Genomic DNA, 24,445 nt, shown 5'->3' with positions numbered 1-24,445 from the left:
GTACGGGGTTCAGCCGGCGTACGGGTCCTGCACCGTGCCCGGGCGGGCCAGGAACTCGAAGTCGCAGCCGGTGTCGGCCTGGGTGATCTGTTCGGTGTAGAGCGCGCCGTAGCCCCGCTCGTAGCGGGCCGGCGGCGGTGTCCAGGCGGCCCTGCGGCGTTCCAGCTCCGCGTCGTCCACGTTGAGCCGGAGGGAGCGCGCCGCGACGTCGAGGGTGATGGAGTCGCCGGTGCGCACCAGGGCGAGCGGTCCGCCGACGTACGACTCGGGGGCCACGTGCAGCACGCACGCGCCGTAACTGGTGCCGCTCATGCGGGCGTCGGAGATCCGGACCATGTCGCGTACGCCCTGCTTGAGCAGGTGGTCGGGGATGGGCAGCATGCCGTACTCGGGCATGCCCGGGCCGCCCTTGGGACCGGCGCCCCGCAGCACGAGCACGCTGTCGGCGGTGATGCCGAGGTCCGGGTCGTTGATGGTGCGCTGCATGGTCCGGTAGTCGTCGAAGACGACAGCGGGGCCGGTGTGCTTGAGCAGGTGCGGCTCGGCGGCGATGTGCTTGATGACGGCGCCGTCCGGGCAGAGGTTGCCGCGCAGGACGGCGACCCCGCCCTCGGCCGCGACCGGGTTGTCGCGGGTCCTGATGACGTCGTCTTGGTGGACGCGGGCGCCGTCCAGCTGCTCCCGCAGGGTGTCGTGGGAGACGGTGGGCCGGTCGAGGTGGAGCAGGTCGGTGATGCGGGAGAGGAAGCCGGGCAGGCCGCCGGCGAAGTGGAAGTCCTCCATCAGGTAGGTCTGTCCGCCGGGGCGGACGTTGGCCAGCACCGGGACGGTGCGGGCGATGCGGTCGAAGTCGTCGAGGGTGAGGGTGACGCCGGCGCGGCCCGCCATGGCGATCAGGTGGATCACGGCGTTGGTGGAGCCGCCGAGGCCGAGCACGGTGGTGACGGCGTCCGCGAAGGCGTCGGCGGTGAGGATGTCGCTCAGCTTCCGGTCCCGGTGGACCAGTTCGACGACGCGCAGTCCGGCGGCGGCGGCCATCCGGTCGTGCCCGGAGTCGACGGCCGGGATGCTGGAGGCGCCCGGCACGGTGACGCCGAGGGCCTCGGCGGCGGCGGTCAGCGTGGAGGCGGTGCCCATCGTCATGCAGTGGCCCGGCGAGCGGGCCAGGCCGCTCTCCAGCTCCTGCATCTCGCAGTCGCCGATGAGGCCGGCCCGCTTGTCGTCCCAGTACTTCCACATGTCGGTGCCGGAGCCGAGGGTCTCGCCGCGCCAGTGCCCGGGGAGCATGGGCCCGGCGGGGACGAACACCGCGGGCAGGTCCACCGTGGCGGCGCCCATCAGCAGGGCGGGCGTGGACTTGTCGCAGCCGCCCATCAGCACGGCACCGTCGACCGGGTAGGAGCGCAGCAGTTCCTCGGTCTCCATGGCGAGGAGGTTGCGGTAGAGCATCGGGGTCGGCTTCTGGAAGGTCTCGCTGAGCGTGGAGACCGGGAACTCCAGCGGGAACCCGCCCGCCTGCCACACTCCGCGCTTGACCGCCTGGGCGCGGTCGCGCAGGTGGACGTGGCAGGGGTTGATGTCGGACCAGGTGTTGAGGATCGCGATGACGGGCTTGCCGAGGTGCTCCTCGGGCAGGTAGCCGAGCTGGCGGGTGCGGGCGCGGTGGCTGAAGGAGCGCAGGCCGTCGGTGCCGTACCACTGGTGGCTGCGCAGCTCCTCCGGGGCCTTCCTGGGGGTCATATGGACCACCCCGCGGCGATGGCGGCGACCTCGGCGCGCTCGTCCTCGGGCAGCGGCTTGCTCGGCGGGCGGACCTCCCGGCGGCACAGGCCGAGCGAGGCGAGGGCTTCCTTGACCACGGTGACGTTGTTGGCGGAGCCGTTGGCGGCGCGCAGTTCCTCGAAGCGCCGGATCTGCTCCCAGACCTTCATGGCGGCCGGGTAGTCGCCGGAGCGCAGCGCTTCGATCATGTTCAGCGAGACGGCCGGGGCGACGTTCACCAGGCCCGAGGTGAAGCCGGTGGCGCCCGCGCTGAAGTACGAGGGCGCGTACGGCTCGGCGAGCCCCGCGACCCAGACGAAGCGGTCGAGACCGGCGTCGCGGGCGAACGCGGCGAACTTGGCGGCGTCCGGCACGGCGTACTTCACGCCGATGACGTTGGGGCAGGCGTCGGCGAGGTCGGCGAGGCGGGCGCCGGTGAGCTGGGCGTTGCGGATGTAGGGCACGACGCCCAGGTCGGGCACGGCCTCGGCGATGGCGCGGTGGTAGTCGACCCAGCCGCCCTGGGAGACGTAGGGGTGGACGGGCTGGTGGACCATCACCATGGAGGCGCCCAGGTCGCGGGCGTGCCGGGCGGAGGCGACCGCGGTCGGCACGTCGTGGCCGACGCCGACCAGGATGTCCGCGCGCGCGCCGGTCTCCTCGATCGTCAGCTCGGTGACGAGGCGGCGCTCGGCCGGGGAGAGGGCGTAGAACTCGCCGGTGTTGCCGTTGGGTGTGAGGGTCGTGATGCCACCGTCGAGGAGACGACGCAGCAGGGCCCGGTAGGTGGCGGGGTCGACGGTGCCGTCCTCGGCGAACGGGGTCACCGGGATCGCCACCACGTCGGCCAGGGCCGCCCGCTGGGTCTCGAACGTCGCCGTCATGCCTGACCGCCCTCTTCCTGGGCCGCGGTCCCCGCTTCGGGGAAGGCCCGCTCGACGAAGGACGCGATGTGCGCGTGCAGGGCGCGGGCCGCGCCGTCGGCGTCACCGGCGAGGGCGAGGCGCAGGATCTCCTGGTGCTCGCCGGCCTCCCGCTCCCAGGAGGGGTCGGCGGCCCAGGCGACCGCGGAGACGAGGGCCGCCTGGTCGCGGACCTCGTCGAGCATCCGGCCGAGCAGCGGGTTGCCGCACGGCAGGTACAGGGCGCGGTGGAACTCGCGGTTGGCCAGCGAGCGTTCGGCGGTGTCCGTGGCCCGGTCGGCCCGGGTGAGCGCGTCCCGGGCGGCGTCCAGGGAGGCACCGCGGCGCACGGCGCGCCCCAGCGCCTCGGGCTCGAGGAGCAACCGGACGTCGTAGACCTCGCGCGCCATGTCCGCGTCCACCATGCGCACGGTGACGCCCTTGTACTGGCTCATCACGACCAGTCCGGTACCGGCCAGGGTCTTGAGCGCCTCGCGCACCGGGGTCTTGGACACCCCGAACTGTGCGGCGAGGTCGGTCTCGACCAGGGCCTGGCCGGGCGTCAGCCGGCCGGTGAGGATGCGGCGTTTGATCTCCTCCAGCACGTACTGCGTGCGGGAGGGGATCGGCGTGGGCACAGAGGTCATGCGCGCCTCTCGGAATCTCGCGTCGGATGCGCGACAGATCTCGGACATCGGAACTCGACATCAGATCTCGCGTATCGCGTCTCATATATGACGTACGGAGTACGACGCGTTGAAGGTAAGAGGGGCGCGCGGCGGCGTCAATGCTTCTGACAAAGGAAGTTGGGTGCGGCCGGTGTTCGCTACGCGGTGCGGGACCAGCCCGGGTCGCGTCCGCTGAGCCCCACGGCGCGCTCCAGCAGCGGCGCGTCGGCGGGTACGGCGACGACCGGCCCGAACATGCCCTGGCCCTGGTCGGACTCCGCCGCGGCGGCGACGAGCAGCCCGTGCGCCGCCTGGAGCGCGGCGGTGTCGGGGGTGTACTCCTGGCCGGTCGCGCGGGCCAGGTCCCAGCCGTGGATCACCAGTTCGTCGGCGACGACGGCACCGGCGACCGCGCCGGGCAGGTCGATGCCGCCGGCCCTGGTCATGCCGGTCCACGCCTCGGGGTCGCGCCACGCCTCGGCGAGTTCCCCGAGCGCGGCGGCGAGCTGCTCGCGCCAGCCGGGCCCGATGTCCGGCACGGACGCGTCGGGGCTGGTGTCCGTGGTGGGCCCCAGGTCCTTGCGCGCGGCGTCGCGGAAGGCGACGGCGAGACCGGTGAGGTGGCCGAGCAGGTTGCGCACCGCCAGGTCGGGGCAGGGCGACGGGTCCGCGAGCCCGTCGTCGCGCACACCGTCGGCGAGGCGGGTGAGGATCCGCGTCTGCGGTCCCAGGTCGAGGGTGGTGGTCTCGGCGGTCATCGGCTGCTCCTCGTGACGTGCGCGGTCGGCTCTCTCGGGTGATGGACTCATCGCCCCCGCGAAACTCATCGGCCGCAGGAGCCGGCATTAGGGCACCTGCCCGATGCCCGCACCCGGACCTCAGGACCACGCTGACCGGTATGACGACGGCGGGAACGAAGAAATCAGCAGGACCGGACGGCCCCTGGCCCGTGGTCCGGGTCCTGCGCGACCGCGACGCGGGCCTGTATCTCGCCGGGGTGGTGGTGTCCGGCTTCGGCACCTCGGCGCTGTGGCTGGCGGCCGGCGTGTGGGTGAAGGACCTCACCGGCTCGGACGGGCTGGCGGCGCTGTGCGTGCTCGCGATGTGGGCGCCGACGCTCGCGGGCCCGGCGCTGGGCACCCCCTGGCGGACCGCGTCCGGCGCAGGCCGCTGCTGATCGCCGCGAGCCTGCTCACGGCCTGCCTGCTGCTCACGCTCTTCGCGGTGGACTCGCGGGGCACGCTGTGGCTGCTCTTCGCGGTGCTCTTCGTGTACGGCGCGACGGGCGTCGTGCACGACGCGGCCGAGTCGGCGCTGGTGGCCGCCGCCGTCGCCCCGGGGCTGCTCGGCGACTTCAACGGCCTGCGCATGACCGCGAACGAGGGCGTGAAGCTGGTCGCGCCACTGGCCGGGGCAGGACTGTACGCGGCGTACGGCGGACCGGGCGTGGCGCTGCTGGACGCGGTCACGTTCGTGCTGGCCGCCGGTGTGTACGCCGCCCTGCGGGTACGGGAGGCGCCACCGCAGCGCCCCGCGGCGAACTGGCGGCGGCGCACGGCCGAGGGCGCCCGGTACCTGTGGGGGCACCCCGGCCTGCGCCCGCTCGTCCTCGCGGGCGGCGTCACGATGCTGTGCGCGGGCGTCAACGGCGCCACGGTCTACGCGGTCGTCGAGGCCCTCGGGCACTCCCCCGCGTACGCCGGTGCGCTGTACGCGGTCCAGGGGGCCGGGTCGGTGGTGGCGGGGCTGCTCGCCGGTCCGGCCGTGCGGCGCCTGGGCGGACGGCGCTTCGCCGCCGCGGGGATCGCCCTGTGCGCGGTGGCGGTGGCGGCGCGGGCGGCACCGTACGACGCGGTGGCCCTCGCCTCCGGCGCGGCGATCGGCGCGGGGCTGCCCGCGGTGCTGATCGCCGCCCTGACCGCCGTCCAGCACGCGACCCCGGGGCCGCTGCTGGGCCGGGCCACGGCGACGGCCACCTCCCTGGTCTTCGCGCCCAACGTGCTCGGCCTGGCCGCGGGCGCGGCCCTGGTGGGGTCGACCGGCCCGCGCCTGCTGCTGCCGGCCGTGGGCGTGGTGCTGCTGGCGACGGCGACGGCACTGGCGTCCGCGCGCAGGCCGAAGGACCGGCCCGCGCCGTCAGCCGCGTAGGGCCAGCCACTCCTGGAGTTCGACGAGGTTTCCCGCCGGGTCCATGAGGTGGGCGACCCGCATGCGGTCCGTCATGGGCGCCGGACCGTGGACGAGTTCGGCGCCCCGCGCGGTGATCTCCTCGCAGCAGCGGTCCAGGTCGTCGACCCGCAGCACGACGAGGGACCGGTGGCCGGCCGGCTCGTCGGCGAGTGCGCCCAGCACCCGGGCCATATGTGCGCGGTCCTGGAGCGCGATGCCCGCGGTGCCGCCGTCGGGGGTGAACTTCGCGTACGGGCCGTCCTCCGCCTCGAACTGCGGCGTCAGGCCCAGGACGTCCCGGTAGTAGCGGTAGCAGGCGGGGAAGTCCGCGACCAGCAGCCGGACCTGGGCGAGTTCCATGGCCATCCCCCTCGAAGAGCGCGACGAGGGGTGCCGGGGCAGCCGGTGGCGACCGGCCCTGCCTCCCCTCGTCCGCACCCTACGCGAGGGCCGCGAGCCCCGTCCGCACCCCCTCCAGGTCCCCGTCCGACGCCAACCCGGCGTGATACAGCCGCAGTTCCGTCGCCCCCAGGTCGCGGGCGCGGGCGGCGTCGGCGGCGAGGGTACGGGGGCTGCCGCCCATGCCCGAGACCACCGTGAGGTTGGCGGCGAGGACGGCGCCGTCGGCGGCCTGCTCGGCGAACGGCGTCAGCAGGCCCGCGCCGCCCGTGCAGGGGACGACCACGCCGTCCGCGACGGAGAGGATGTGCGCGGGGTCGACGCCGGCGTTGGCGCCGCAGTGGTAGGAGACCGGGTCGGCGTGCAGCAGGACCTGGAAGCCGTCGGGCGCGGCGGCGCGGACCGCCGAGACCGCCGCTTCCTGGAGCGTGCGGGCCCTGTCGTCCCGCCACGCGCGCGTGGCGTTCGCGGCCGCCGCCCCGAGGAGCTTCTCGACGCCCGCCCAGCCCCCGTCCGAGGGCGCCGCGCCCCGCCACACCGGCTCGAAGGCGGTGCGCACGGCGGCGGCGAGTGCGTCGGCGTCGAGGCCCTGACCGCCGTAGCCCGCCCGGCAGTCGGGGCAGAAGCACAGCGACATCAGGTACTGCCCGGCGTCCCCGAGGGCCACCCCGCCGGTCTTGTCGTGCGCGTGCAGGTGGGCGAGCCCGTACCAGCCCAGCGACTCCAGTTCCGTGCCGTGCGCCCCGGGCCGCACCGCCGCCTCGGCGGCCAGGTCGGTGAGGTAGGCGCGGGTGGCGGGCTGTGCGATGCAGGGCGCCCAGGGGTAGCGGTCGCCGTAGGCGTTGACGACGCAGGTGTGCGGGTGCTCCGCGCCGAGGCGGGAGTTGTGGGCGAGGACGACCCAGGTGTGCACCTGGAGGCCCGCGTCCGCGAGGGCGGCGGCGGCCTCGCCGTAGGCGTCGCCGGGCGCCCAGTCCCCGGCCTCGTACGGGCGCAGGTCGCGGCCCGCCCAGCGGGCGGCGTCCGGCGGGTAGAGGACGGCGGCGTGCTCGGCGGTGACGACGCGGTGGCGCGGGTGGCGGGGGGTGAGGGCGCGGGTGGAGTGGTAGGCGGCGGCGAGGGTCGCCTGGGCCACGCCGAGGTCCGCGAGGCGCGCGGGGGCTTCCGGGTCGCCGCCCACGTCCCAGGGGTAGACGAACGCCGACGCCTTCACCGGCCCGCCCCTTCCGCCAGCAGTGCCTGGCCCCGCTCGATGATCCGCGCGAGCTGCTTCACGTGGTCCTCGGCCGGTTCCTCCAGCGGGGTGCGCACCTCCCCCACGTCCAGGCCGCGCAGCCGTACGCCCGCCTTGACCAGGGCGACGGCGTACCCGCGGCCTCGGGCGCGCAGGTCGACGAACGGGCGGTAGAAGCCGTCCAGCAGACGGTGCGCCGTGGTGTCGTCGCCCTCGCGCAGCGCCCGGTGGAAGGCGAGGGCGATCTCGGGGGCGAAGCAGAACACGGCGGACGAGTAGAGGGTGACGCCGAGCGCGCGGTAGGCGAGCTGGGTCTGCTCGGCGGTCGGCAGTCCGTTGAAGTACAGGAACTCCTCGCGGGGCAGCTCCGTGCGCACCGCGCTGACGGTGCGCTGCATGAGGTCGAGGTCGCCGAGGCCGTCCTTGAGGCCGACGATGCCGTCGGTACGGGCCAGTTCGACGACGCTCTCGGGGGTGAACACGGCGTTGTCGCGCTGGTAGACGATCACGGGCAGCGCGGTCGCGGCCGCCACCTCCCGGTAGTGCCGCACCAGTCCCTCCTGCCCGGCGAGCACCAGGTAGGGCGGCATGGCGAGCAGCCCGTCGGCCCCGGCCTCCTCGGCGAGGCGGGCGTAGCGCACGGCGAGGGCGGTGCCGTAGCCGGCGCCCGCGAGGACGGGGACCCGGCCCGCGCTCTCCTCGACGGCCGCGCGGACGCAGGCCGCGAACTCCTCGGGCGTCAGGGCGTGGAACTCGCCGGTGCCGCAGCAGGCGAACACGGCGGCGGCACCGGCCTCGACCCCGCGGCGCACATGGGTGCGGTAGACGTCCAGGTCGAGTCCGCCGTCGGGTCCGTACGCCGTGACGGGGAAGAACAGCGGGCCGCTGGGCGCGGTGAGCCGGGCGGCGAGAGGGGCTGAGGTCACGGGCGCTCCCCATTCCATATCTATGACCTGCGTCTACATTTCTGAACGCAACCACGCTAGGCCGCCCCGCGAACACCGTCAAGCAGGCGCCCTCTTGACGCCCGACCACCCGCTCCTTAGCGTGTCCACGCATCTGAACGTGAGGCACACACCAGCACGCACACCCGCGTACGCCCCTACGCGCGTACGCCGCCCCTACAGACCGACCTAGGAGTCCCGAGGATGCCCGCTCCCCGCACCGTCCTGCTCACCGGCGCCGCCGGCGGCCTCGGCACCCTGATGCGGGAACTGCTCCCCGAACACGGCTACCAACTGCGCCTGCTCGACCTGCGCCCGATCGACGGCGAGCCGGACGCGATCGTCGCCGACCTCGCCGACCGGGACGCCCTGCGCGAGGCGGTCCGGGGCGTCGACGCGATCATCCACCTCGCGGGCATCTCCCTGGAAGCCCCCTTCGAGAAGATCCTGAAGGCCAACATCGAGGGCACGTACCACCTGTACGAGGCCGCCCGCGAGGAGGGCGTCGGCCGCATCGTCTTCGCCTCCTCCAACCACGCCGTCGGCTACACCCCGCGCCCGCGGGGCGACGACCCCCTCATCCCGATCGACACGCCGCGCCGCCCGGACACCTACTACGGCCTGTCCAAGTGCTTCGGCGAGGACCTCGCCCAGCTCTACTGGGACAAGCACGGCATCGAGACCGTCTCCGTGCGCATCGGCTCCTGCTTCCCCGAGCCGACCAGCGTGCGCATGCTCTCGGTGTGGATGAGCCCCGCGGACGGCGCCCGCCTCTTCCACGCGGCCCTCACCGCCGAGAACGTCGGGCACACCGTCGTCCACGGCTCCTCCGCCAACACCCGGCTGTGGTGGGACCTCACCTCCGCGCGGGCGCTCGGTTACGAACCCCGGGACGACTCCGAGCCGTACGCCGAGAAGCTGATCGCCGAACAGGGCGACCTGGACCCCGGCGACCCGGCGCACGCCCGCCTGGGCGGCCACTTCGTGACCGACCCCCCGATCTGGCCGTACTGACCGGAAGACGACCCCACAGCACCCTCGAAGCGGCGGACGGGCACCGAACGGGCCCGTCCGCTTCCGCATGCGGGCATCCGCACTGCCCGTTCCCACCCCGTCCGACGCTGCGCCCCAGGTCCGAGACGGGCGCCCGGAACCGCAAACGGGCACACCCGGGCAGTATCGGGTCCGCAACAGACCTGGTCAGTGCCGCGCGACCGCTGTAGAACTTCCCCCAAGGACCACACGGGCCCGAACGGGCAGGCACACGGCGACGAGGCGGTGAGGCGGGTGTTCGGCATGAACACGAGGACGACGGAAGAGCGTCGGCACGAGATCGTGCGCGTGGCCCGCGCCACCGGCTCGGTCGACGTCACCGCGCTCGCCGCCGAACTGGGCGTCGCCAAGGAGACCGTACGACGGGACCTGCGCGCCCTGGAGGACCACGGCCTGGTCCGCCGCACCCACGGCGGCGCCTACCCGGTGGAGAGCGCCGGGTTCGAGACCACGCTCGCCTTCCGCGCCACCAGCCACGTGCCCGAGAAGCGCCGGATCGCGGCCGCGGCCGCGGAACTGCTCGGCGACGCGGAGACGGTCTTCGTCGACGAGGGCTTCACCCCCCAGCTCATCGCCGAGGCACTGCCCAGGGACCGGCCGCTGACCGTGGTCACCGCGTCCCTGCCGGTCGCCGGCGCCCTCGCGGAGGCCGGTGACACCTCCGTCCTGCTGCTCGGCGGCCGGGTCCGCTCGGGCACCCTGGCCACCGTCGACCACTGGACGACGAAAATGCTGGCCGGCTTCGTCGTCGACCTCGCCTACATCGGCGCCAACGGCATCTCCCGCGAGCACGGCCTCACCACCCCCGACCCCGCGGTCAGCGAGGTCAAGGCGCAGGCCATCCGGGCCGCCCGCCGCACGGTGTTCGTCGGCGCGCACACCAAGTTCGGGGCGGTGAGCTTCTGCCGCTTCGCGGAGGTCGGCGCCCTGGAGGCCATCGTCACCAGCACCCTGCTGCCCGCGGCCGAGGCCCACCGCTACTCACTGCTCGGCCCCCAGATCATCCGCGTCTGACCACCGCCCCGGACCCCACGGGACCCCATCGGTCCCCCGCACGGCACACCCACACCTTCCACTGCCCCTTACCTCCCCATACGTTCAGGAGCGATCCATGCGAACCCAGAGCCGACGGAGGCCGCGAGCCACGCTCGCCATGGCCGCCGCAGGGACGCTGCTCGCCCCGCTGCTCACCGGCTGCTGGGTCGGGGCGGGCGGCGCCGGTTCCGGCGGCAACGCCATCAACGTCCTGATGGTCAACAACCCGCAGATGGTCGAACTGCAAAAGCTCACCGCCGACCACTTCACCAAGGAGACCGGCATCAAGGTGAACTTCACCGTCCTGCCGGAGAACGACGTCCGCGACAAGATCAGCCAGGACTTCGCCAACCAGGCCGGCCAGTACGACGCCGCCACCCTCTCCAACTACGAGATACCGATCTACGCCCGCAACGACTGGCTGCACGAGATGGACTCCTACGTCGCCAAGGACCCGGCCTACGACGAGCAGGACGTCCTCGGCCCGATGCGCGAGTCCCTCACCGGCGACGACGGCAAGCTCTACGGCCAGCCCTTCTACGGCGAGTCCTCCTTCCTGATGTATCGCAAGGACCTGTTCGCCAAGGCGGGCCTCGAAATGCCCGAACACCCCACCTGGACCCAGGTGGCCGGCTTCGCCGAGAAACTCGACGGGTCCGAGCCCGGCATGAAGGGCATCTGCCTGCGCGGCCTGCCCGGCTGGGGCGAGCTGATGGCACCCCTGACGACGGTCGTGAACACCTTCGGCGGCACCTGGTTCGACCAGGACTGGCAGGCCCGGCTCGACTCCCCCGAGTGGCAGAAGGCCACGAAGTTCTACGTCGACCTGGTCCGCGAGCACGGCGAGTCCGGCGCCGCCCAGTCCGGCTTCGCCGAGTGCCTGAACAACATGACCCAGGGCAAGGTCGCCATGTGGTACGACGCCACCTCGGCGGCCGGCTCCCTGGACGCCGCCAAGTCCCCGGTCAAGGGCAAGATCGGCTACGCCCCGGCGCCCGTGGAGAAGACCGACTCCTCCGGCTGGCTCTACACCTGGGCCTGGGGCATCCAGAAGGCCTCCCGCAACTCCGACAAGGCCTGGAAGTTCGTCTCCTGGGCGTCCGGCAAGGAGTACGAGCAACTGGTCGGCGACAAGATCGGCTGGTCCAACGTCCCGGCCGGCAAACGCGCCTCGACGTACCAGAACCCGGCCTACGTCAAGGAGGCCGCCGCCTTCCAGGAGATGACCCGCGAGGCCATCGAGGGCGCCAGGCCCAAGGACCCCGGCGTGCAGCCCCGGCCCGCGCCCGGCATCCAGTTCGTCGGCATTCCCGAGTTCACCGACCTCGGCACCAAGGTCTCCCAGGAGATCAGCGCGGCCATCGCCGGACGCCAGTCCGTCGAGGAGGCCCTGAAGAAGTCCCAGCAGCTCGCCGAGAAGATCTCCGAGGAGTACGAGGGACGATGACCGCCACCACAACGGCCCCCTCGGCCGCACCCGAACACACCCGCCCCGCCGTCCGCCCGCCGTCCAACCGGCTGCGCGCCTGGGCCACCCGCGCCCCCCTCCTCCCCGCCCTGATCTTCATGGTCGTCGTCACCCAGCTGCCCTTCGTGGCGACCCTGGTGATCTCCTTCTTCGACTGGAACGCCCTCTACCCGGACGCCCGCCACTTCACCGGCTTCGCCAACTACGGCGACGTGCTGAGCGATCCGGCCCTGCGCAAGTCGGTGTGGACGACGATCCTGCTCACCGTCGCGGTCGTGCTGGTCAGCCTGGTCCTCGGCCTGGCCCTCGCCCTGCTCCTCGACCGCAGGTTCAAGGGCCGCGGCGTGGTCCGCACCCTCCTGATCGCCCCCTTCCTGGTGGTCCCGGTGGCGGCGGCCCTGCTCTGGAAGCACGTCCTCTACAACCCCGAATACGGCCTGCTCAACGGCCTGTTGCACTACGTCGGCGGACCCCAGCCGGACTGGGTCTCGAACACCCCGCTGCTCGCGGTCGAGGTCTCACTGGTGTGGCAGTGGACGCCGTTCATGATGCTCATCCTGCTCGCCGGGCTGCAGAGCCGGGACCAGCAGCAGATCGAGGCCGCCCGGGTGGACGGCGCGGGCGACTGGCAGATCTTCGTCCACCTCACCCTCCCCCATCTGCGCCGCTATCTCGAACTCGGTGCCCTGCTCGGCTCGATCTACATCGTCCAGAACTTCGACGCCGTCTTCACCATCACGTCCGGCGGCCTGGGCACGGCCAACCTGCCCTACACCGTCTACCAGAGCTTCTACCAGGCCCACGAGAACGGCCTCGCGTCCGCCGCGGGCGTCCTGGTCGTCATCGGCTCGATCATCATCGCCACCTTCGCGCTGCGCGTGGTGTCGTCCCTGTTCCGCGAGGAGGTCGGCCGCGCATGACCGCCACCGCCGTACGCCCCGTCGTCACCGACGCCAAGCCCGCACCCGCCCGCCGCAGGACCGGCGCCGGCCTCGGCCTGGTCGCCTGGCTGCTCGGCATCGTCTTCTTCCTGCCCATCGCCTGGATGGCGCTGACCTCCTTCCACTCGGAGTCGGACGCCGCCACCAACCCGCCGTCCTTCGCGGCCTCGCTGACACTGGACGGCTACCGCGAGTTCTTCGGCGCGGACGGCGGCGCCAGCCCCTGGCCGGCGCTGGCCAACTCGGCCGTGGCGTCGATCGCCTCCACCCTCTTCGTCCTGGTCCTGGCGCTGCCCGCCGCCTACGCCCTGTCCATCCGCCCGGTGAAGAAGTGGACGGACGTCCTGTTCTTCTTCCTCTCCACCAAGATGCTGCCGGTGGTGGCGGGCCTGCTGCCGATCTACCTGTTCGCCAAGAACACCGACATGCTGGACAACATCTGGCTGCTGGTCATCCTCTACACGTCGATGAACCTGCCGATCGCGGTCTGGATGATGCAGTCCTTCCTCGCCGAGGTCCCGGTCGCGATCATCGAGGCGGCCCGGGTGGACGGCGCGAAACTGCCCACGATCCTGGTCCGCGTGGTCGCCCCCATCGCCCTCCCGGGCATCGCCGCGACATCCCTGATCTGCTTCATCTTCAGCTGGAACGAGTTGCTCTTCGCCCGGGTCCTGACGGGCGTGGTCGCCGAGACCGCTCCCGTCTTCCTGACCGGCTTCATCACCAGCCAGGGCCTCTTCCTGGCCAAGGTGTGCGCCGCGTCGCTCGTCATCTCCCTGCCGGTGCTCGCCGCGGGGTTCGCCGCCCAGGACAAACTGGTCCAGGGCCTGTCGTTGGGAGCCGTGAAATGAAGGCCGCCGTCATCGAGTCCGTGGGCCGCGCCGTCGTCACCGAGGTCCCGGACCCGACGCCGGGCCCGCGCGAGGTCGTCGTCGAGGTCGCCGCCTGCGGCCTGTGCGGCACCGACCTGCACATCCTCCAGGGCGAGTTCGCGCCCAAGCTCCCGATCGTGCCGGGCCACGAGTTCGCCGGCGAGGTCGTCGGCGTCGGCGCCCAGGTCACGGAGGTGGCGGTCGGCGACCAGGTCGCGGTCGACCCCTCCCTCTACTGCTACGAGTGCCGCTACTGCCGCACCGGCCACAACAACCTCTGCGAGCGCTGGGCGGCCATCGGCGTGACGACGGCGGGCGGCGCGGCCCAGTACGCGGTGGCACCGGTCGCCAACTGCGTCAAGCTCCCCGAGCACGTCCGCACCCAGGACGCCGCCCTGATCGAACCGCTCTCCTGCGCCGTCCGCGGCTACGACGTCCTCCAGTCCCGCCTCGGCGCCCACGTCCTGATCTACGGCTCCGGCACGATGGGCCTGATGATGCTGGAGCTGGCCAAGCGCACCGGCGCGGCCAGCGTCGACATGGTCGACGTCAACCCGGCCCGCCTGGAGACGGCCCGCGGCCTCGGCGTCTCGGCGTCGGCCGCCACCCCCGACGAACTGGACCGCCCCCAGGGCTGGGACCTGGTCATCGACGCCACCGGCAACGCGGCGGCGATCCAGGACGGCCTGGACCGGGTCGCCAAGGCCGGCACCTTCCTCCAGTTCGGCGTGGCCGACTACGCGACGCGCGTCCAGATCGACCCGTACCGCATCTACAACCAGGAGATCACCATCACCGGTTCGATGGCGGTCCTCCACAGCTACGAACGCGCCGCGGAACTGTTCGCGAACGGCGTCCTCGACCCCGACGTCTTCATCAGCGACCGCATCGAACTGGCCCGCTACCCCCAGGCCCTGGAGCAGTTCGCGGCGGGCGTGGGAAGGAAGATCGTGGTCGTGCCGTAGCACTTTCCAGCCAACGCCCGGCACACCCAGCCCGTCCGGCGTTTGAGGACGAGTCCCGTTCAGGGCCGAAGCGGGGTCTGGGGGCGCAGCCCCCCAGGGACGGGAAGGGAAGGGGCGGCGGGGGCGAAAACACCCCGGGACAACCGCCCCACCCACCCCCACCCCGATTGGCCCCCGGGTAAGGGAACGGTAAAACGCCCTCACTCGTTCACCCGGCATGACAGCTATGACCCCCGGCTCGAACATCCCCCTCTCCGCCGCCCGCGTGACGGTGGACGTCGCCGCCCCCGTGCGGCTCGACGTATCGGGCCTGCTGCTCACCGCCGACGGCAAGGTGCGCTCCGACGACGACTTCATCTTCTACAACCAGCCCACCGGCCAGGGCGTGACCTACCGCTCCGGCGGCGGCACCGCCCCGGACGCGATCGTGGTGGACACCTCCGCCGTTCCCCCGGGCATCGAGAAGATCGTCGTCACCGCCAGCCCGGACGCCGCCGGCCAGACCTTCCAGGGCGTGGAGCCGACCGCCACCATCCGCAACGCGGACGACAACTCCGTGCTCGCCACCTTCACGCCCCCGCAGCTCGGCACCGAGACCGCCCTGGTGATCGTCGAGGTCTACCTGCGCAACGGCGCCTGGAAGGCCCGCGCGGTGGGCCAGGGCTACGCCAACGGCCTGGCCGGCATCGCGACGGACTTCGGCGTCACGGTGGAGGAACCGGCGGCCCCGGCCCAGCCGGCGACCCCGCCGCAGCCCCAGGCGGCCACACCCCCGCCCCCGCCCGCCGCCCCGCCCACCCCGCCCGCCGCCGCGCCGGCCGCACCCGCCCCGGGCACCGGCAAGATCAACCTCGACAAGGGCCGGGTCAGCCTCCAGAAGAACCAGACGGTGTCCCTCGTCAAGGGCGGCCGGCCGGTGCTCTCCCAGGTCAAGATGGGCCTCGGCTGGGAGCCGGCCTACCGCGGCAAGGACATCGACCTGGACGCCTCCGTCATCGCCTACGGCCCGCAGCGCAACCACATCGACAGCTGCTACTTCGGCAAGCTCTCGATCGTGAACGGCGCGATCAAGCACTCCGGCGACAACCTGACCGGAGAGGGCGGCGGCGACGACGAGGTGATCGTCGTGGACCTCGGCCGGCTCCCGCAGGAGGTCAGCGGCCTGGTCTTCACGGTGAACTCGTTCTCGGGCCAGAAGTTCACCGAGGTCGCCAAGGCGTACTGCCGCCTCATGGACGCCGCCAGCGGCGAGGAGCTGGTCCGCTTCGACCTCACCAGCGCCGAGCCGCAGACCGGCGTGATGATGGCGAAGCTGATCCGCCAGTTCTCCGGCGAGTGGGAGATGACCGCCATCGGCGACTTCGTCAAGTCCCGCACCGTCCGCGGCATGGTGAAGCCGGCCGCGCAGGCGCTGTAGGCGCCCGCACACCGACAGGGGCCGCCGCCGTCCCGCGGACGGCGGCGGCCCCTACGGCCTCGCCAAACCTTCCATGAGCAGCGACAGGTACCGGCGCACGGCCGTCCCGTCCACCTCACCGGCCGCCTCCGCCGCCGTCACCACCCCGTGCACCAGCCGCAGCACCTCGACCGGCTCGACGTCCGGCCGCAGCGCACCGGCCTCCTGCGCGGCCCGCACCAGCCGGGTCGCCGCGCCCCGCACGCAGTCGCCGCACGCGGGGCCGCCACCGGTGACGGCCGTACCGAGCAGCGCCTTGAGCCCGCGCACCTGGAGCATCCCGGCGGCCAGCTCGTCGAGCCACGCCAGGAGCGCCGCGCCCGGCGGCCGCGCCGCCGCGATCACGTCGGCGCGGGCCGCGATCGCCTCGACACGTTCGAGGTAGGCGGCCTCCAGCAGCGCCTGCCGCGTCGGGAAGTGCCGGTACAGGGTGCCGACCCCCACCCCGGCCCGCCGGGCGATGTCGTCCAGGGCGGCCCCCTCGCCGTGCTCGGCGAACGCCTCCGCCGCCACCGCCAGCAACCGCTCACGATTACGCCGAGCATCCGCCCGCATGGGCCTGACCTGCGCCACAGCCCCTCCCTGCACAGCGGGCAACCTTCCGGGCACCCTACCGCGCGTGCTCGGCCGGGGCGTCCCAGGGCCAGTCGGCGTCCCGGCCCGCCTCGAGCAGCGGCACCATCCGGAACGCGGCGTCCGAGAGGCCGCCGAAGGTGTGCCGGTTCGCCCGGCCCGACGGGCCGTGGCCCGCCCGGTACCCGGCGAGGTTCCAGGTGTAGACGGGCACGTCCCGCGGCACCTGCTCGGTCGGGTCGCCGTGCCGGCTGTACGCGTACTGCTCGTCGGTGACGATCAGCACCCGGTCGTGCCGCTTGTAGTGGCGCCGTACCGCCTCGGTGGTGTCGGTGCCGCCGAGGTCGCCGAAGCGGTCCAGGACCTTCAGCACCGACTCGCCCTCGCGGTACCGCACGCGGTTGCTCGACGAACCGAACTCCACCAGGTCCGCGTCGGCCGCCCGCAGCGCCAGCGCCGTGCCGAAGACCGCCGCCGCGTCGGCCCGGGTCAGCTCGGAGCGGTCCGACATCCGCGAGTAGAACATCGAACCCGAGCGGTCCACGAGGACGAGCGTCCGGCCGCCCAGCGCGGGCACGTTGGCCAGCGAGTGGCCGAGCGCCTGCTCCAGCGGGTACGACCAGCGCAGCGACGGCGCGTGCCGGTACGCGGCGAGGTAGCGGAAGGGGAACTGCCGCGAGCGCGCCACCTCGGCCGGGTCGCTGATCCGCGCCGCGACCCGGGCCGCGACCTCGTCCGAGACACCGGCCTCGTCGAAATTCCGCAGGTTGCGCAGCAACGCCATCGCGCCCATGGACGGGATCACCGCTTCCCAGGCGGCCTTGTCCATCGGCCCCTGGAGCCAGCCGGCCAGCATCTCCCACGTGATGCCCGCCGCCGCCAGCCGCTCGGCACCGTCGGGCGCCGTGACCACCGCTCGCCGCTGGTCGACGGGCAGCGCCATCAGCGCGCGGTGCGCGGTCAGGACGCGGTCCGAGGCGGGCGGCACCGCGGTGTCCGGGTTGTGCCGGCGGTCGAGGGCGTACTGGAACAGCTCGCCCTGCCACGGCTTGTCCGGGTCGGGGGCCGCGTGCACCAGGTTGAGGATGTCGCCGAAGCGGTACCCCTTGGACGCGGTGTCGTACTTCAGCAGCGACCTGCCGTGGTAGAGCCGCCGTACGGCGTCGGCGATCCCCCGCTTGACCGGCTTGGGCACGGCGCGGCCGTAGGCCGCCGTCCAGTAGGCGAGCAGTTCGCCGGGCTCGTCGGGGCGCCGCAGGACGGAGGCGACGACCTGCCGGTTCGACGGTCCGTCGGTGACGCCGGAGTCGAGGCGGGCCTTGACGTACTCGGCGGCGCCGACGATCGAGGCGGTGCGCAGGTTGCCCTCGCCGCGCAGCCACCCGAGCAGGCCGGCCGTCCAGGACGGGTCGCTGAGGGCGAGTTCGCGCACGAGCGTGGCGAACCGGTCGTCGCGGGCGGCGCCGGTCTCGTAGAAGGTGCGCTGGGACACGAAGTTGGCCACCGACAGCAGAAAGAGCTCGGAGCGCGGGTCGCGCTCGCTGCCCCGGCCGCCCTCGTAGGTGCGCAGCACGCGGCCCGTCGAGGTCACGCGCGAGGTGGGCTGCGCCTTCGCCGTCCGCGTGTTGAAGCGCGCCATGATGAATTCCCCCGAATTCTGGAATGGTTCGGAGGGAGACACGGCAGCGGAAGGGTGCCCGAGGTCGGAATCGGCGACGGAACATGCGGATGCTCTGCCGAATTGAGCTACACCGACCCGAAGTCGGTGACGGGATTCGAACCCGCAACCGTCCGATCAAAGGAAGTATCCGCTGCCTGCGCACCGGGCACCCCTCGACTGCTGCGCCTCCCGAGATCAAGTGGACAGCGGCATGGGATTCTTTGGAGAGAAGAAGTAGCCGCGGCCCGCGCACCGGGAGGTGCGTGAAGTTATGGGTGTCCAGAGTTCAGGTCGGCGGAACCGACAAGGTGCTCCAACCCCTGAGCTACACCGGCGCGTTGTGCCGGTGACGGGATTCGAACCCGCGACCGCCCCATTATCAGTGGAAGTAGGTCCTGCCTTCGCACCTGGACGTTCATCACTCTAAAAGGGCGGCCACCGCTCGGGCGAGCGAATTAATCAGCGGCGCTTCTGCCGCTTCCACGGCCCCGTGATGGCCAGCATGATGCCGGGGGTCTGGATGTTGGCGTAGAGGGTCCGGCCGTCGGGCGAGAAGGTGACGCCGGTGAACTCGCTGTATTCGGGGTCGTCCTCGGTGCCCAGGTTCAGTTCGTTGCGGGCGATGGGGTAGGTGCGGCCGCTGTCGGTGGCGCCGAACAGGTGCTGGACACCGTCGCCGTCCTCGGCGATGACGAGGCCGCCGTACGGGGAGACGGTGATGTTGTCGGGGCCGTCGAAGGCGCCGTCGGCGGACGGGTCGGCGTTGACGCCGAGCAGGACCTTCAGGGTGAGGGTGCGGCGCTTGGGGTCGTAGAACCAGACCTGGCCGTCGTGCGGGCGGCCGGGGCTCTCGTCACGGGCGAAGGAGGAGACGATGTAGGCGCCGCCGTCGGCCCACCACATGCCCTCCAGCTTGCGCGCGCGGGTGACCTGACCGGCGGCGAACTGCTTGCGCACGGAGGTGGTCCGCGCGTCGCGGTCGGGGACGTCGACCCAGTCGACGCCGTAGACGGTGCCGGTCTTCGTGGCGCGGGACAGGTCGTCGACGAACTTGCCGCCGGAGTCGAAGCACTTGAACGCCTGGAGGACCCCGGCGTCGTCGGCGAGGGTGCGCAGCCGGCCGCGACCGTGCCGGAAGCCCTCCGGCGGGGTCCAGCGGTAGAGGAGGCCGTTGGGTCCCGAGGCGTCCTCGGTGAGGTAGGCGTGGCCGCGCTTGGGGTCGATGACGACGGCCTCGTGGGCGTAGCGGCCGAGCGCCTTGACCGGCTTGGGGTCGCGGTTGGCGCGGCGGTCCTCGGGGTCGACCTCGAAGACGTAGCCGTGGTCCTTGGTCATGCCGTTCTTGCCGGCCTTGTCCTCGGTCTCCTCGCAGGTCAGCCAGGTGCCCCACGGGGTGCTGCCGCCCGCGCAGTTGGTGGCGGTACCGGCGATGCCGACCCATTCGGCGACGTGGCCGCCGCGGCGGACCTCGACGACGGTGCAGCCGCCGGCGGCGGCCGGGTCGTAGACGAGGCCCTCGGCGAGCGGGACGGGGTGGGGCCAGCCGTCGCGGTGACCGCCGAGTTCGTGGTTGTTGACGAGGAGGGTGGTGCCGCGCGGGCCGTCGAAGGCGGCGGTGCCGTCGTGGTTGGAGGGGGTGTGCTCGCCGGACTCCAGCTTGGTCCGGCCGGAGTAGGTGATGATCTCGTACCGGAAGCCGGCGGGCAGGGCGAGGATGCCGTCCGGGTCGGGGATCAGCGGCCCGTAGCCGACCCCGCCGTGGTCGTGGTGGCCGTCGTGCCCGTGGCCGTGCTCCTCCCCCGCGCGGTCGGTGTCCGTGGACGCGAGGGCGTTCGGTGCGGTGGCGAGGGCGCCGACGCTGCCCGCCAGCACGACCCCGGCGCCGGTGAGCGCGGATCGGCCGGCGAAGTCCCTGCGGGTGAGCGACATGGTGTCTCCTGTGACGGTGAGCGAGCCGTGGAGGGTGGCGGACCTCGGTCCGGCGTCACGCTTCCGCCCGCGCCTGAACAAGAATCCCGCCGCCGCCTGAACAGAACCTGAACTGGCGGAAACCTCTCCCACACGCCCACGCCCCGACCGGCCACCACCGCACGCCCACACCCCGACCCCCCGACCGGCCACCACCGCACCCCCGCGCCCCGACCGACCACCACCACACGCTCACGCCCCGACCGACCACCACCACACGCCCACGCCCCGACACCCCGACCGGCCACCACCACACCCCCACACCCCCGACACCCCGACCGACCACCACCACACGCCCACGCCCCGACACCCCGACCGACCACCACCACACCCCCACACCCCCGACTCCCCATCCGGCCACCACCACACGCCCACGCCCCGACCCCGCGTCCGACCACCACCGCACCCCCACACCCCCGACTCCGCGTCTGGCCACCACCGCATGCCCATCGCGTCCGCCGCACCGGGACCACCGTTCCCGGCCAAGCCCCGACCACCCGCCCTCGGGCCCAGCCTCGCCCGCCTCCTCCCGGCCAAGGACCGACACCCCCTCCCGGCCGCAGGCCAACCCGCTCCCCCTGCCACCGGGGTCCCCGCCCACAATGCCGACCGGCTGCCCCGCCCCCGCGGCAGACCACCGTCCCCCAGCGCGGGCCCACCGAGCCCCCGCCCCGCCCCCGCCCCCAGGCCCAACCACCGTCCCCGGCCAAGGACCGACAACCGACAACCCCCTCCCGGCCGCAGGCCAACCGGCTCACCCGCCACCGGGTGGCCCCGCCCACGAGGCCGGCCCGGCATCGCCCGTTCGCCGCTCCCCGCCCCCAGAGCAGACCGGCGTTCCCGCCCGCGGGGCGGCCGCCTCTGGTGGTAGCGGTGGGCGGCGGGGCGCACGCCGGGTCGTTCCGGCGGGTGTCAGCCGCTCTGCTGGGAGCGTGCCTTGAAGGCCGCCTTGCGGGCCTCCTTGGCGATCTTCTTGTCGGGGTGCAGCCGCCCCATCGCCTCCAGGACGTCCGGAGTGGCCGGGTGCTCGACCCGCCAGACCGTGTCGAAGAACCCGCTGTGCTGCCGGGCGAGGCCCTCCACCAGGGCGCGCAGTTCCTCGGAGTTGCCCTCGGCGGCGAGCTGCGCGGCGACGGTGTCGATGGTCAGCCAGAAGACCATGTCCTGCGACGGCGCCGGTACGTCCCCGGCCCCGTGCTCGGTGAGCCACACCCGGGCCAGGCCGCCCAGTTCGGCGTCGTCGAGGACCTCCCGCAGCGCGGGCTCGGCCTCCACGCCGACAAGGGAGAGCGCCTGCTGGCAGCGCAGCCGGCGCAGCGGCGCGCCGGTGTCGGAGCCGCGGGCCGCCGCCAGGAGTTCGCGGGCGGCGTCGAGCGGGCTCCGCCCGGCCAGCCACAGCTCGGTCTCGGCGTGGGCCGCGGCCGGCGGGAAGGCGGCGGTGCCGTCGAGCAGCGCGTCGGCGCCCTTGTCGGCGAGGTCGCCCACGGCGGGCGCCTCGAAGCCGGCGTCCAGGAGCCGGGCGCGCAGTCCGTACAGCCCGAGCGGGGTGAGCCGCACCATGCCGTAGCGGGTGACGTCGGCCTCGTCGACGGGGGCGGCGGGCTCCTCGTCGGCGTCGCCCATGAGCGCCTCGTCGACCGGCTGGTACTCGACGAGGCCGACCGGTTCGAGCAGCCGGAACTGGTCGTCCAGGCGCATCATCGCGTCCGACACCTGCTCCAGGACCTCGTTGCTGGGCTCGCCCATGTCGCTGGGCACGAGCATGGAGGCGGCCAGCGCGGGCAGCGGCACCGGGGCGTCGCCGGGGCCGTCCTCGCCGACGGTGAGCAGGTACAGGTTGCCGAGCACGCCGTCGAGGAACTCGGACTCGGCGTCGGGGTCCCAGTCGAGGGACGACAGGTCGACCTCGCCGCCCTCGTCCAGCGCGTCGACCAGATCGTCGAGGTCGGGCACGCTCGCGTCGGCGAGCACGGCCTCCAGGGCGGTGAGCCACACCCCGAGCACGTCCTGGGGGGAGCCGCCGGTGAGCAGGGCGAGGTCCTCGCCCGCGGCCACGGTGCCCGCCTCCTCGTCGGTGATCTCGACGAGCCCGGTGTCCACGGCGATCCGCCAGGCCTCGCTCGCGTACGCGGCGGCGTCGTCCCCGCTCAGCCCGAGCTGCTCGGCCGCCGCCGGCAGCTGCTCCTCGACCAGCCCGCCCCCGGCGTCGACGCGGGTGCCGACGTCGGCCCAGCGGGCCAGTCGCGCGGCCCGGGCGAGCACCGGCGCGGACAGCGCGTCGCGGGCCAGCTCCGCTTCGGGGCGCAGCCGTGCGGGCGGCAGGGTGGAGCTGTCTGACATCGGAAGTTTCTCCTCGCGCGCCTCTTGACCGCCGTACGACTGCTCAGCCTAGACGGGTTTCCACCCATGCCGCCCGGTTCATCTCCCCGTCGGGTGGTGTACATGGCCGAAACCTTGACAACTGGCCTGAGCAGGCTGGAGATTGACGCGCGTAGAGTCCCGCGCCACGTCACATCCCCGGAGGGATCCGTTGGCCAGCAAGTCCTCCGCGCGCCTCGCCGCGCTCACCGTCGCCGCCGTCTGCTCGGCGGCGTCCACCGTCGTCCTCACCGTGCCCGCGCACGCCGGTTCCGCCGCGGCCGACTCCGTGCGGGTCCACGACATCCAGGGCAGCACCAGGCTGTCCCCGTACGCCGGCCGGCAGGTCACGGACGTGGCCGGAATCGTCACCGGCGTCCGGGGCTACGGCTCCTCCAAGGGCTTCTGGATGCAGGACCCGCGGCCCGACGCGGACCCGGCCACCAGCGAGGGCGTCTTCGTCTTCACCAGCAAGGCCCCTCAGGTCGCCGTCGGTGACGCGGTCACCGTCTCCGGGACGGTCTCGGAGTACGTCCCCGGCGGTACGTCCTCGGGGAACCAGTCGCTGACCGAGATCACCCGCCCGACGGTCACCGTCGTCTCCGGCGGCAACGCCCTCCCGGCCGCGACGACCGTCTCCGCCCGGTCCGTGCCCCGCGCGTACGCCCCCGAGGGCGACGAGGCGGCGAACGGCTCGGTCAACGGCCTGCCCCTGAAGCCGGCGACGTACGCCCTGGACTACTACGAGTCCCTGGAGGGCATGAACGTCCGCGTCGCCGACGTCCGGGTGGTCGGCGCCTCGGACCCGTACACCGAGCTGTGGGTCACGGTGAAGCCCTGGGAGAACCCGAACCGCCGCGGCGGCACGGTCTACGGCTCCTACGACGACCAGAACACCGGCCGGTTGCAGATCCAGTCGCTGGGCAAGCCGGCCGACTTCCCCGCCGCCGACGTGGGCGACACCCTCGCCGGCACCACCACCGGTCCGCTGGACTACAACCAGTACGGCGGCTACACGCTGGTCGCGGCCGAGATCGGCGCCCTGGAGGACGGCGGTACGGAGCGCGAGTCGACGCGCCGGCAGAGCGACCGCGAGCTGGCGGTGGCGACGTACAACGTCGAGAACCTCGACCCGTCGGACGACACCTTCACCGCGCACGCCGAAACGATCGTGCACCACCTGAAGTCGCCCGACATCGTGTCGCTGGAGGAGATCCAGGACAACAACGGCGCCACCGACGACGGCACCGTGGCGGCCGACGCGACGGTCGGCAGGCTGATCGACGCGATCGTCGCGGCCGGCGGCCCGCGCTACGCGTGGCGGGGCATCGACCCGGTGGACAAGGCGGACGGCGGCGAGCCCGGCGGCAACATCCGCCAGGCGTTCCTGTTCAACCCGGAGCGGGTCTCCTTCACCGACCGCGCGGGCGGCGACGCCACCACGGCGACCGGGGTGCGCAAGGTGCGCGGCAAGGCGGCGCTGACGCTCTCCCCCGGCCGGGTCGACCCGGCGGACCCGGCCTGGGAGAACAGCCGCAAGCCGCTGGCCGGGGAGTTCGTCTTCCGCGGCCGGACGGTCTTCGTCATCGCCAACCACTTCAACTCCAAGGGCGGCGACCAGGGTCTGACGGCGCAGTACCAGCCGCCGTCGCGCACCTCGGAGACCCAGCGCCACGCCCAGGCGAAGGTGGTGAACACCTTCGTGAAGGACATCCTGGCCACCCAGAAGAACGCGGACGTCATCACCCTCGGAGACATCAACGACTTCGAGTTCTCGACGACCGCCCGCATCCTGGAGGACGGCGGCGCCCTGTGGTCGGCGGTGAAGTCGCTGCCGGGGAGCGAGCGCTACTCGTACGTCTACCAGGGCAACAGCCAGGTCCTGGACCAGATCCTGGTCAGCCCGTCGGTCCGCCGCGGTCACCTGTCCTACGACAGCGTGCACGTCAACGCGGAGTTCCACGACCAGATCAGCGACCACGACCCGCAGGTGCTGCGGTTCCGTCCCTGAACGAACCG

General features: G+C 72.9%; 19 protein-coding genes, 1 tRNA gene and 1 pseudogene. 9 read left to right on the top strand and 12 right to left on the bottom strand.

Annotation, left to right across the window (positions count from 1 at the left end; translation table 11 throughout):
* Window positions 1-9: 9 nt before the first annotated feature.
* The 4 genes from araD to ACIRGB_RS24465 form a co-directional block, all read right to left on the bottom strand.
* Window positions 10-1,740: an L-arabinonate dehydratase gene (araD, locus tag ACIRGB_RS24480; RefSeq protein ID WP_403868834.1), complete on the bottom strand. Its 1,731-nt coding sequence runs from the start codon at window positions 1,738-1,740 to the stop codon at window positions 10-12.
* Window positions 1,737-2,645, bottom strand: coding sequence for a dihydrodipicolinate synthase family protein (locus ACIRGB_RS24475; RefSeq protein WP_403868831.1), 909 nt, complete (start codon window positions 2,643-2,645; stop codon window positions 1,737-1,739). The genes araD and ACIRGB_RS24475 overlap by 4 nt, the downstream gene beginning before the upstream one ends.
* The gene (locus tag ACIRGB_RS24470) at window positions 2,642-3,310 is read right to left on the bottom strand and encodes a GntR family transcriptional regulator (RefSeq protein ID WP_403868828.1); all 669 of its coding nucleotides are present in this window, start codon (window positions 3,308-3,310) and stop codon (window positions 2,642-2,644) included. Before ACIRGB_RS24470 ends, ACIRGB_RS24475 begins: the two co-directional genes overlap by 4 nt.
* A gap of 179 nt (window positions 3,311-3,489) precedes the next feature.
* The gene (locus tag ACIRGB_RS24465; protein ID WP_403868825.1) at window positions 3,490-4,089 is read right to left on the bottom strand and encodes a TIGR03086 family metal-binding protein; all 600 of its coding nucleotides are present in this window, start codon (window positions 4,087-4,089) and stop codon (window positions 3,490-3,492) included.
* Window positions 4,090-4,229: 140 nt separating this feature from the next.
* Between ACIRGB_RS24465 and ACIRGB_RS24460 the strand changes: the two are divergent.
* Window positions 4,230-5,479 (top strand): annotated as a pseudogene (locus ACIRGB_RS24460) (MFS transporter).
* Here ACIRGB_RS24460 and ACIRGB_RS24455 read toward each other — a convergent pair.
* The 3 genes from ACIRGB_RS24455 to ACIRGB_RS24445 form a co-directional block, all read right to left on the bottom strand.
* Window positions 5,468-5,860: a VOC family protein gene (locus ACIRGB_RS24455; RefSeq protein ID WP_403868822.1), complete on the bottom strand. Its 393-nt coding sequence runs from the start codon at window positions 5,858-5,860 to the stop codon at window positions 5,468-5,470. The pseudogene ACIRGB_RS24460 and the gene ACIRGB_RS24455 sit on opposite strands and share 12 nt — an antisense overlap.
* A 79-nt stretch (window positions 5,861-5,939) precedes the next feature.
* Entirely contained in the window at window positions 5,940-7,112 is a 1,173-nt protein-coding gene (locus ACIRGB_RS24450; RefSeq protein ID WP_403868819.1) for a hypothetical protein, read from the bottom strand.
* Complete coding sequence (locus ACIRGB_RS24445; protein ID WP_403868816.1) at window positions 7,109-8,059, bottom strand: 5-dehydro-4-deoxyglucarate dehydratase; 951 nt, start codon at window positions 8,057-8,059, stop codon at window positions 7,109-7,111. The genes ACIRGB_RS24450 and ACIRGB_RS24445 overlap by 4 nt, the downstream gene beginning before the upstream one ends.
* A gap of 222 nt (window positions 8,060-8,281) precedes the next feature.
* Here ACIRGB_RS24445 and ACIRGB_RS24440 point away from each other — a divergent pair, with 222 nt between their 5' ends.
* From ACIRGB_RS24440 to ACIRGB_RS24410, 7 genes are all read left to right on the top strand, one after another.
* Entirely contained in the window at window positions 8,282-9,091 is an 810-nt protein-coding gene (locus tag ACIRGB_RS24440; RefSeq protein WP_403868813.1) for an NAD-dependent epimerase/dehydratase family protein, read from the top strand.
* Between the two features lie 282 nt (window positions 9,092-9,373).
* Window positions 9,374-10,144: a DeoR/GlpR family DNA-binding transcription regulator gene (locus ACIRGB_RS24435; protein WP_403868810.1), complete on the top strand. Its 771-nt coding sequence runs from the start codon at window positions 9,374-9,376 to the stop codon at window positions 10,142-10,144.
* Between the two features lie 97 nt (window positions 10,145-10,241).
* Window positions 10,242-11,612: an ABC transporter substrate-binding protein gene (locus ACIRGB_RS24430; protein WP_403868807.1), complete on the top strand. Its 1,371-nt coding sequence runs from the start codon at window positions 10,242-10,244 to the stop codon at window positions 11,610-11,612.
* The gene (locus tag ACIRGB_RS24425; protein WP_403868804.1) at window positions 11,609-12,553 is read left to right on the top strand and encodes a carbohydrate ABC transporter permease; all 945 of its coding nucleotides are present in this window, start codon (window positions 11,609-11,611) and stop codon (window positions 12,551-12,553) included. Before ACIRGB_RS24430 ends, ACIRGB_RS24425 begins: the two co-directional genes overlap by 4 nt.
* A complete protein-coding gene (locus ACIRGB_RS24420) occupies window positions 12,550-13,425 on the top strand; it encodes a carbohydrate ABC transporter permease (RefSeq protein ID WP_403868801.1) in 876 nt (291 codons plus the stop codon). The genes ACIRGB_RS24425 and ACIRGB_RS24420 overlap by 4 nt, the downstream gene beginning before the upstream one ends.
* Window positions 13,422-14,411 carry a zinc-dependent alcohol dehydrogenase family protein gene (locus tag ACIRGB_RS24415; protein ID WP_031047988.1) on the top strand — a complete coding sequence of 330 codons (990 nt, stop codon included), beginning with the start codon at window positions 13,422-13,424 and terminating at the stop codon, window positions 14,409-14,411. The genes ACIRGB_RS24420 and ACIRGB_RS24415 overlap by 4 nt, the downstream gene beginning before the upstream one ends.
* A gap of 226 nt (window positions 14,412-14,637) precedes the next feature.
* On the top strand, window positions 14,638-15,828 hold the full coding sequence (locus ACIRGB_RS24410; protein WP_403869131.1) for a TerD family protein: 1,191 nt from the start codon (window positions 14,638-14,640) through the stop codon (window positions 15,826-15,828).
* Window positions 15,829-15,879: 51 nt separating this feature from the next.
* Here ACIRGB_RS24410 and ACIRGB_RS24405 read toward each other — a convergent pair whose 3' ends face one another.
* The 5 genes from ACIRGB_RS24405 to ACIRGB_RS24385 form a co-directional block, all read right to left on the bottom strand.
* Window positions 15,880-16,440 (bottom strand): TetR/AcrR family transcriptional regulator, encoded by a 561-nt coding sequence (locus ACIRGB_RS24405; RefSeq protein ID WP_403868798.1) that lies wholly within the window; start codon window positions 16,438-16,440, stop codon window positions 15,880-15,882.
* Between the two features lie 37 nt (window positions 16,441-16,477).
* Window positions 16,478-18,079 carry a TROVE domain-containing protein gene (locus ACIRGB_RS24400; protein WP_403868796.1) on the bottom strand — a complete coding sequence of 534 codons (1,602 nt, stop codon included), beginning with the start codon at window positions 18,077-18,079 and terminating at the stop codon, window positions 16,478-16,480.
* Between the two features lie 365 nt (window positions 18,080-18,444).
* Window positions 18,445-18,514 (bottom strand) — tRNA-Ile (locus ACIRGB_RS24395).
* A gap of 45 nt (window positions 18,515-18,559) precedes the next feature.
* Window positions 18,560-20,029, bottom strand: a complete 1,470-nt coding sequence (locus tag ACIRGB_RS24390) for a PhoX family protein (RefSeq protein WP_403868793.1) — start codon at window positions 20,027-20,029, stop codon at window positions 18,560-18,562.
* A gap of 951 nt (window positions 20,030-20,980) precedes the next feature.
* On the bottom strand, window positions 20,981-22,408 hold the full coding sequence (locus ACIRGB_RS24385; RefSeq protein ID WP_403868790.1) for a hypothetical protein: 1,428 nt from the start codon (window positions 22,406-22,408) through the stop codon (window positions 20,981-20,983).
* A 190-nt stretch (window positions 22,409-22,598) separates the two neighbouring features.
* Between ACIRGB_RS24385 and ACIRGB_RS24380 the strand changes: the two genes are divergently transcribed.
* Window positions 22,599-24,437, top strand: a complete 1,839-nt coding sequence (locus tag ACIRGB_RS24380) for an endonuclease/exonuclease/phosphatase family protein (protein WP_403868787.1) — start codon at window positions 22,599-22,601, stop codon at window positions 24,435-24,437.
* The last annotated feature ends 8 nt before the right edge of the window (window positions 24,438-24,445 follow it).

Origin of the sequence: Streptomyces sp. NPDC102490, assembly GCF_044765285.1 — a bacterium.
In the GTDB taxonomy this organism is placed as follows: domain Bacteria; phylum Actinomycetota; class Actinomycetes; order Streptomycetales; family Streptomycetaceae; genus Streptomyces.
This window is presented reverse-complemented; position numbering and strand designations above follow the sequence as displayed.

Bases quoted from the DNA above. Each gene is read 5' to 3' on its own strand.
- araD (WP_403868834.1), bottom strand. From the start codon at position 1,740: ATGACCCCCAGGAAGGCCCCGGAGGAGCTGCGCAGCCACCAGTGGTAC.
- ACIRGB_RS24475 (WP_403868831.1), bottom strand. From the start codon at position 2,645: ATGACGGCGACGTTCGAGACCCAGCGGGCGGCCCTGGCCGACGTGGTG.
- ACIRGB_RS24470 (WP_403868828.1), bottom strand. From the start codon at position 3,310: ATGACCTCTGTGCCCACGCCGATCCCCTCCCGCACGCAGTACGTGCTG.
- ACIRGB_RS24465 (WP_403868825.1), bottom strand. From the start codon at position 4,089: ATGACCGCCGAGACCACCACCCTCGACCTGGGACCGCAGACGCGGATC.
- ACIRGB_RS24455 (WP_403868822.1), bottom strand. From the start codon at position 5,860: ATGGAACTCGCCCAGGTCCGGCTGCTGGTCGCGGACTTCCCCGCCTGC.
- ACIRGB_RS24440 (WP_403868813.1), top strand. From the start codon at position 8,282: ATGCCCGCTCCCCGCACCGTCCTGCTCACCGGCGCCGCCGGCGGCCTC.
- ACIRGB_RS24435 (WP_403868810.1), top strand. From the start codon at position 9,374: ATGAACACGAGGACGACGGAAGAGCGTCGGCACGAGATCGTGCGCGTG.
- ACIRGB_RS24430 (WP_403868807.1), top strand. From the start codon at position 10,242: ATGCGAACCCAGAGCCGACGGAGGCCGCGAGCCACGCTCGCCATGGCC.
- ACIRGB_RS24425 (WP_403868804.1), top strand. From the start codon at position 11,609: ATGACCGCCACCACAACGGCCCCCTCGGCCGCACCCGAACACACCCGC.
- ACIRGB_RS24420 (WP_403868801.1), top strand. From the start codon at position 12,550: ATGACCGCCACCGCCGTACGCCCCGTCGTCACCGACGCCAAGCCCGCA.
- ACIRGB_RS24415 (WP_031047988.1), top strand. From the start codon at position 13,422: ATGAAGGCCGCCGTCATCGAGTCCGTGGGCCGCGCCGTCGTCACCGAG.
- ACIRGB_RS24410 (WP_403869131.1), top strand. From the start codon at position 14,638: ATGACCCCCGGCTCGAACATCCCCCTCTCCGCCGCCCGCGTGACGGTG.
- ACIRGB_RS24400 (WP_403868796.1), bottom strand. From the start codon at position 18,079: ATGGCGCGCTTCAACACGCGGACGGCGAAGGCGCAGCCCACCTCGCGC.
- ACIRGB_RS24390 (WP_403868793.1), bottom strand. From the start codon at position 20,029: ATGTCGCTCACCCGCAGGGACTTCGCCGGCCGATCCGCGCTCACCGGC.
- ACIRGB_RS24385 (WP_403868790.1), bottom strand. From the start codon at position 22,408: ATGTCAGACAGCTCCACCCTGCCGCCCGCACGGCTGCGCCCCGAAGCG.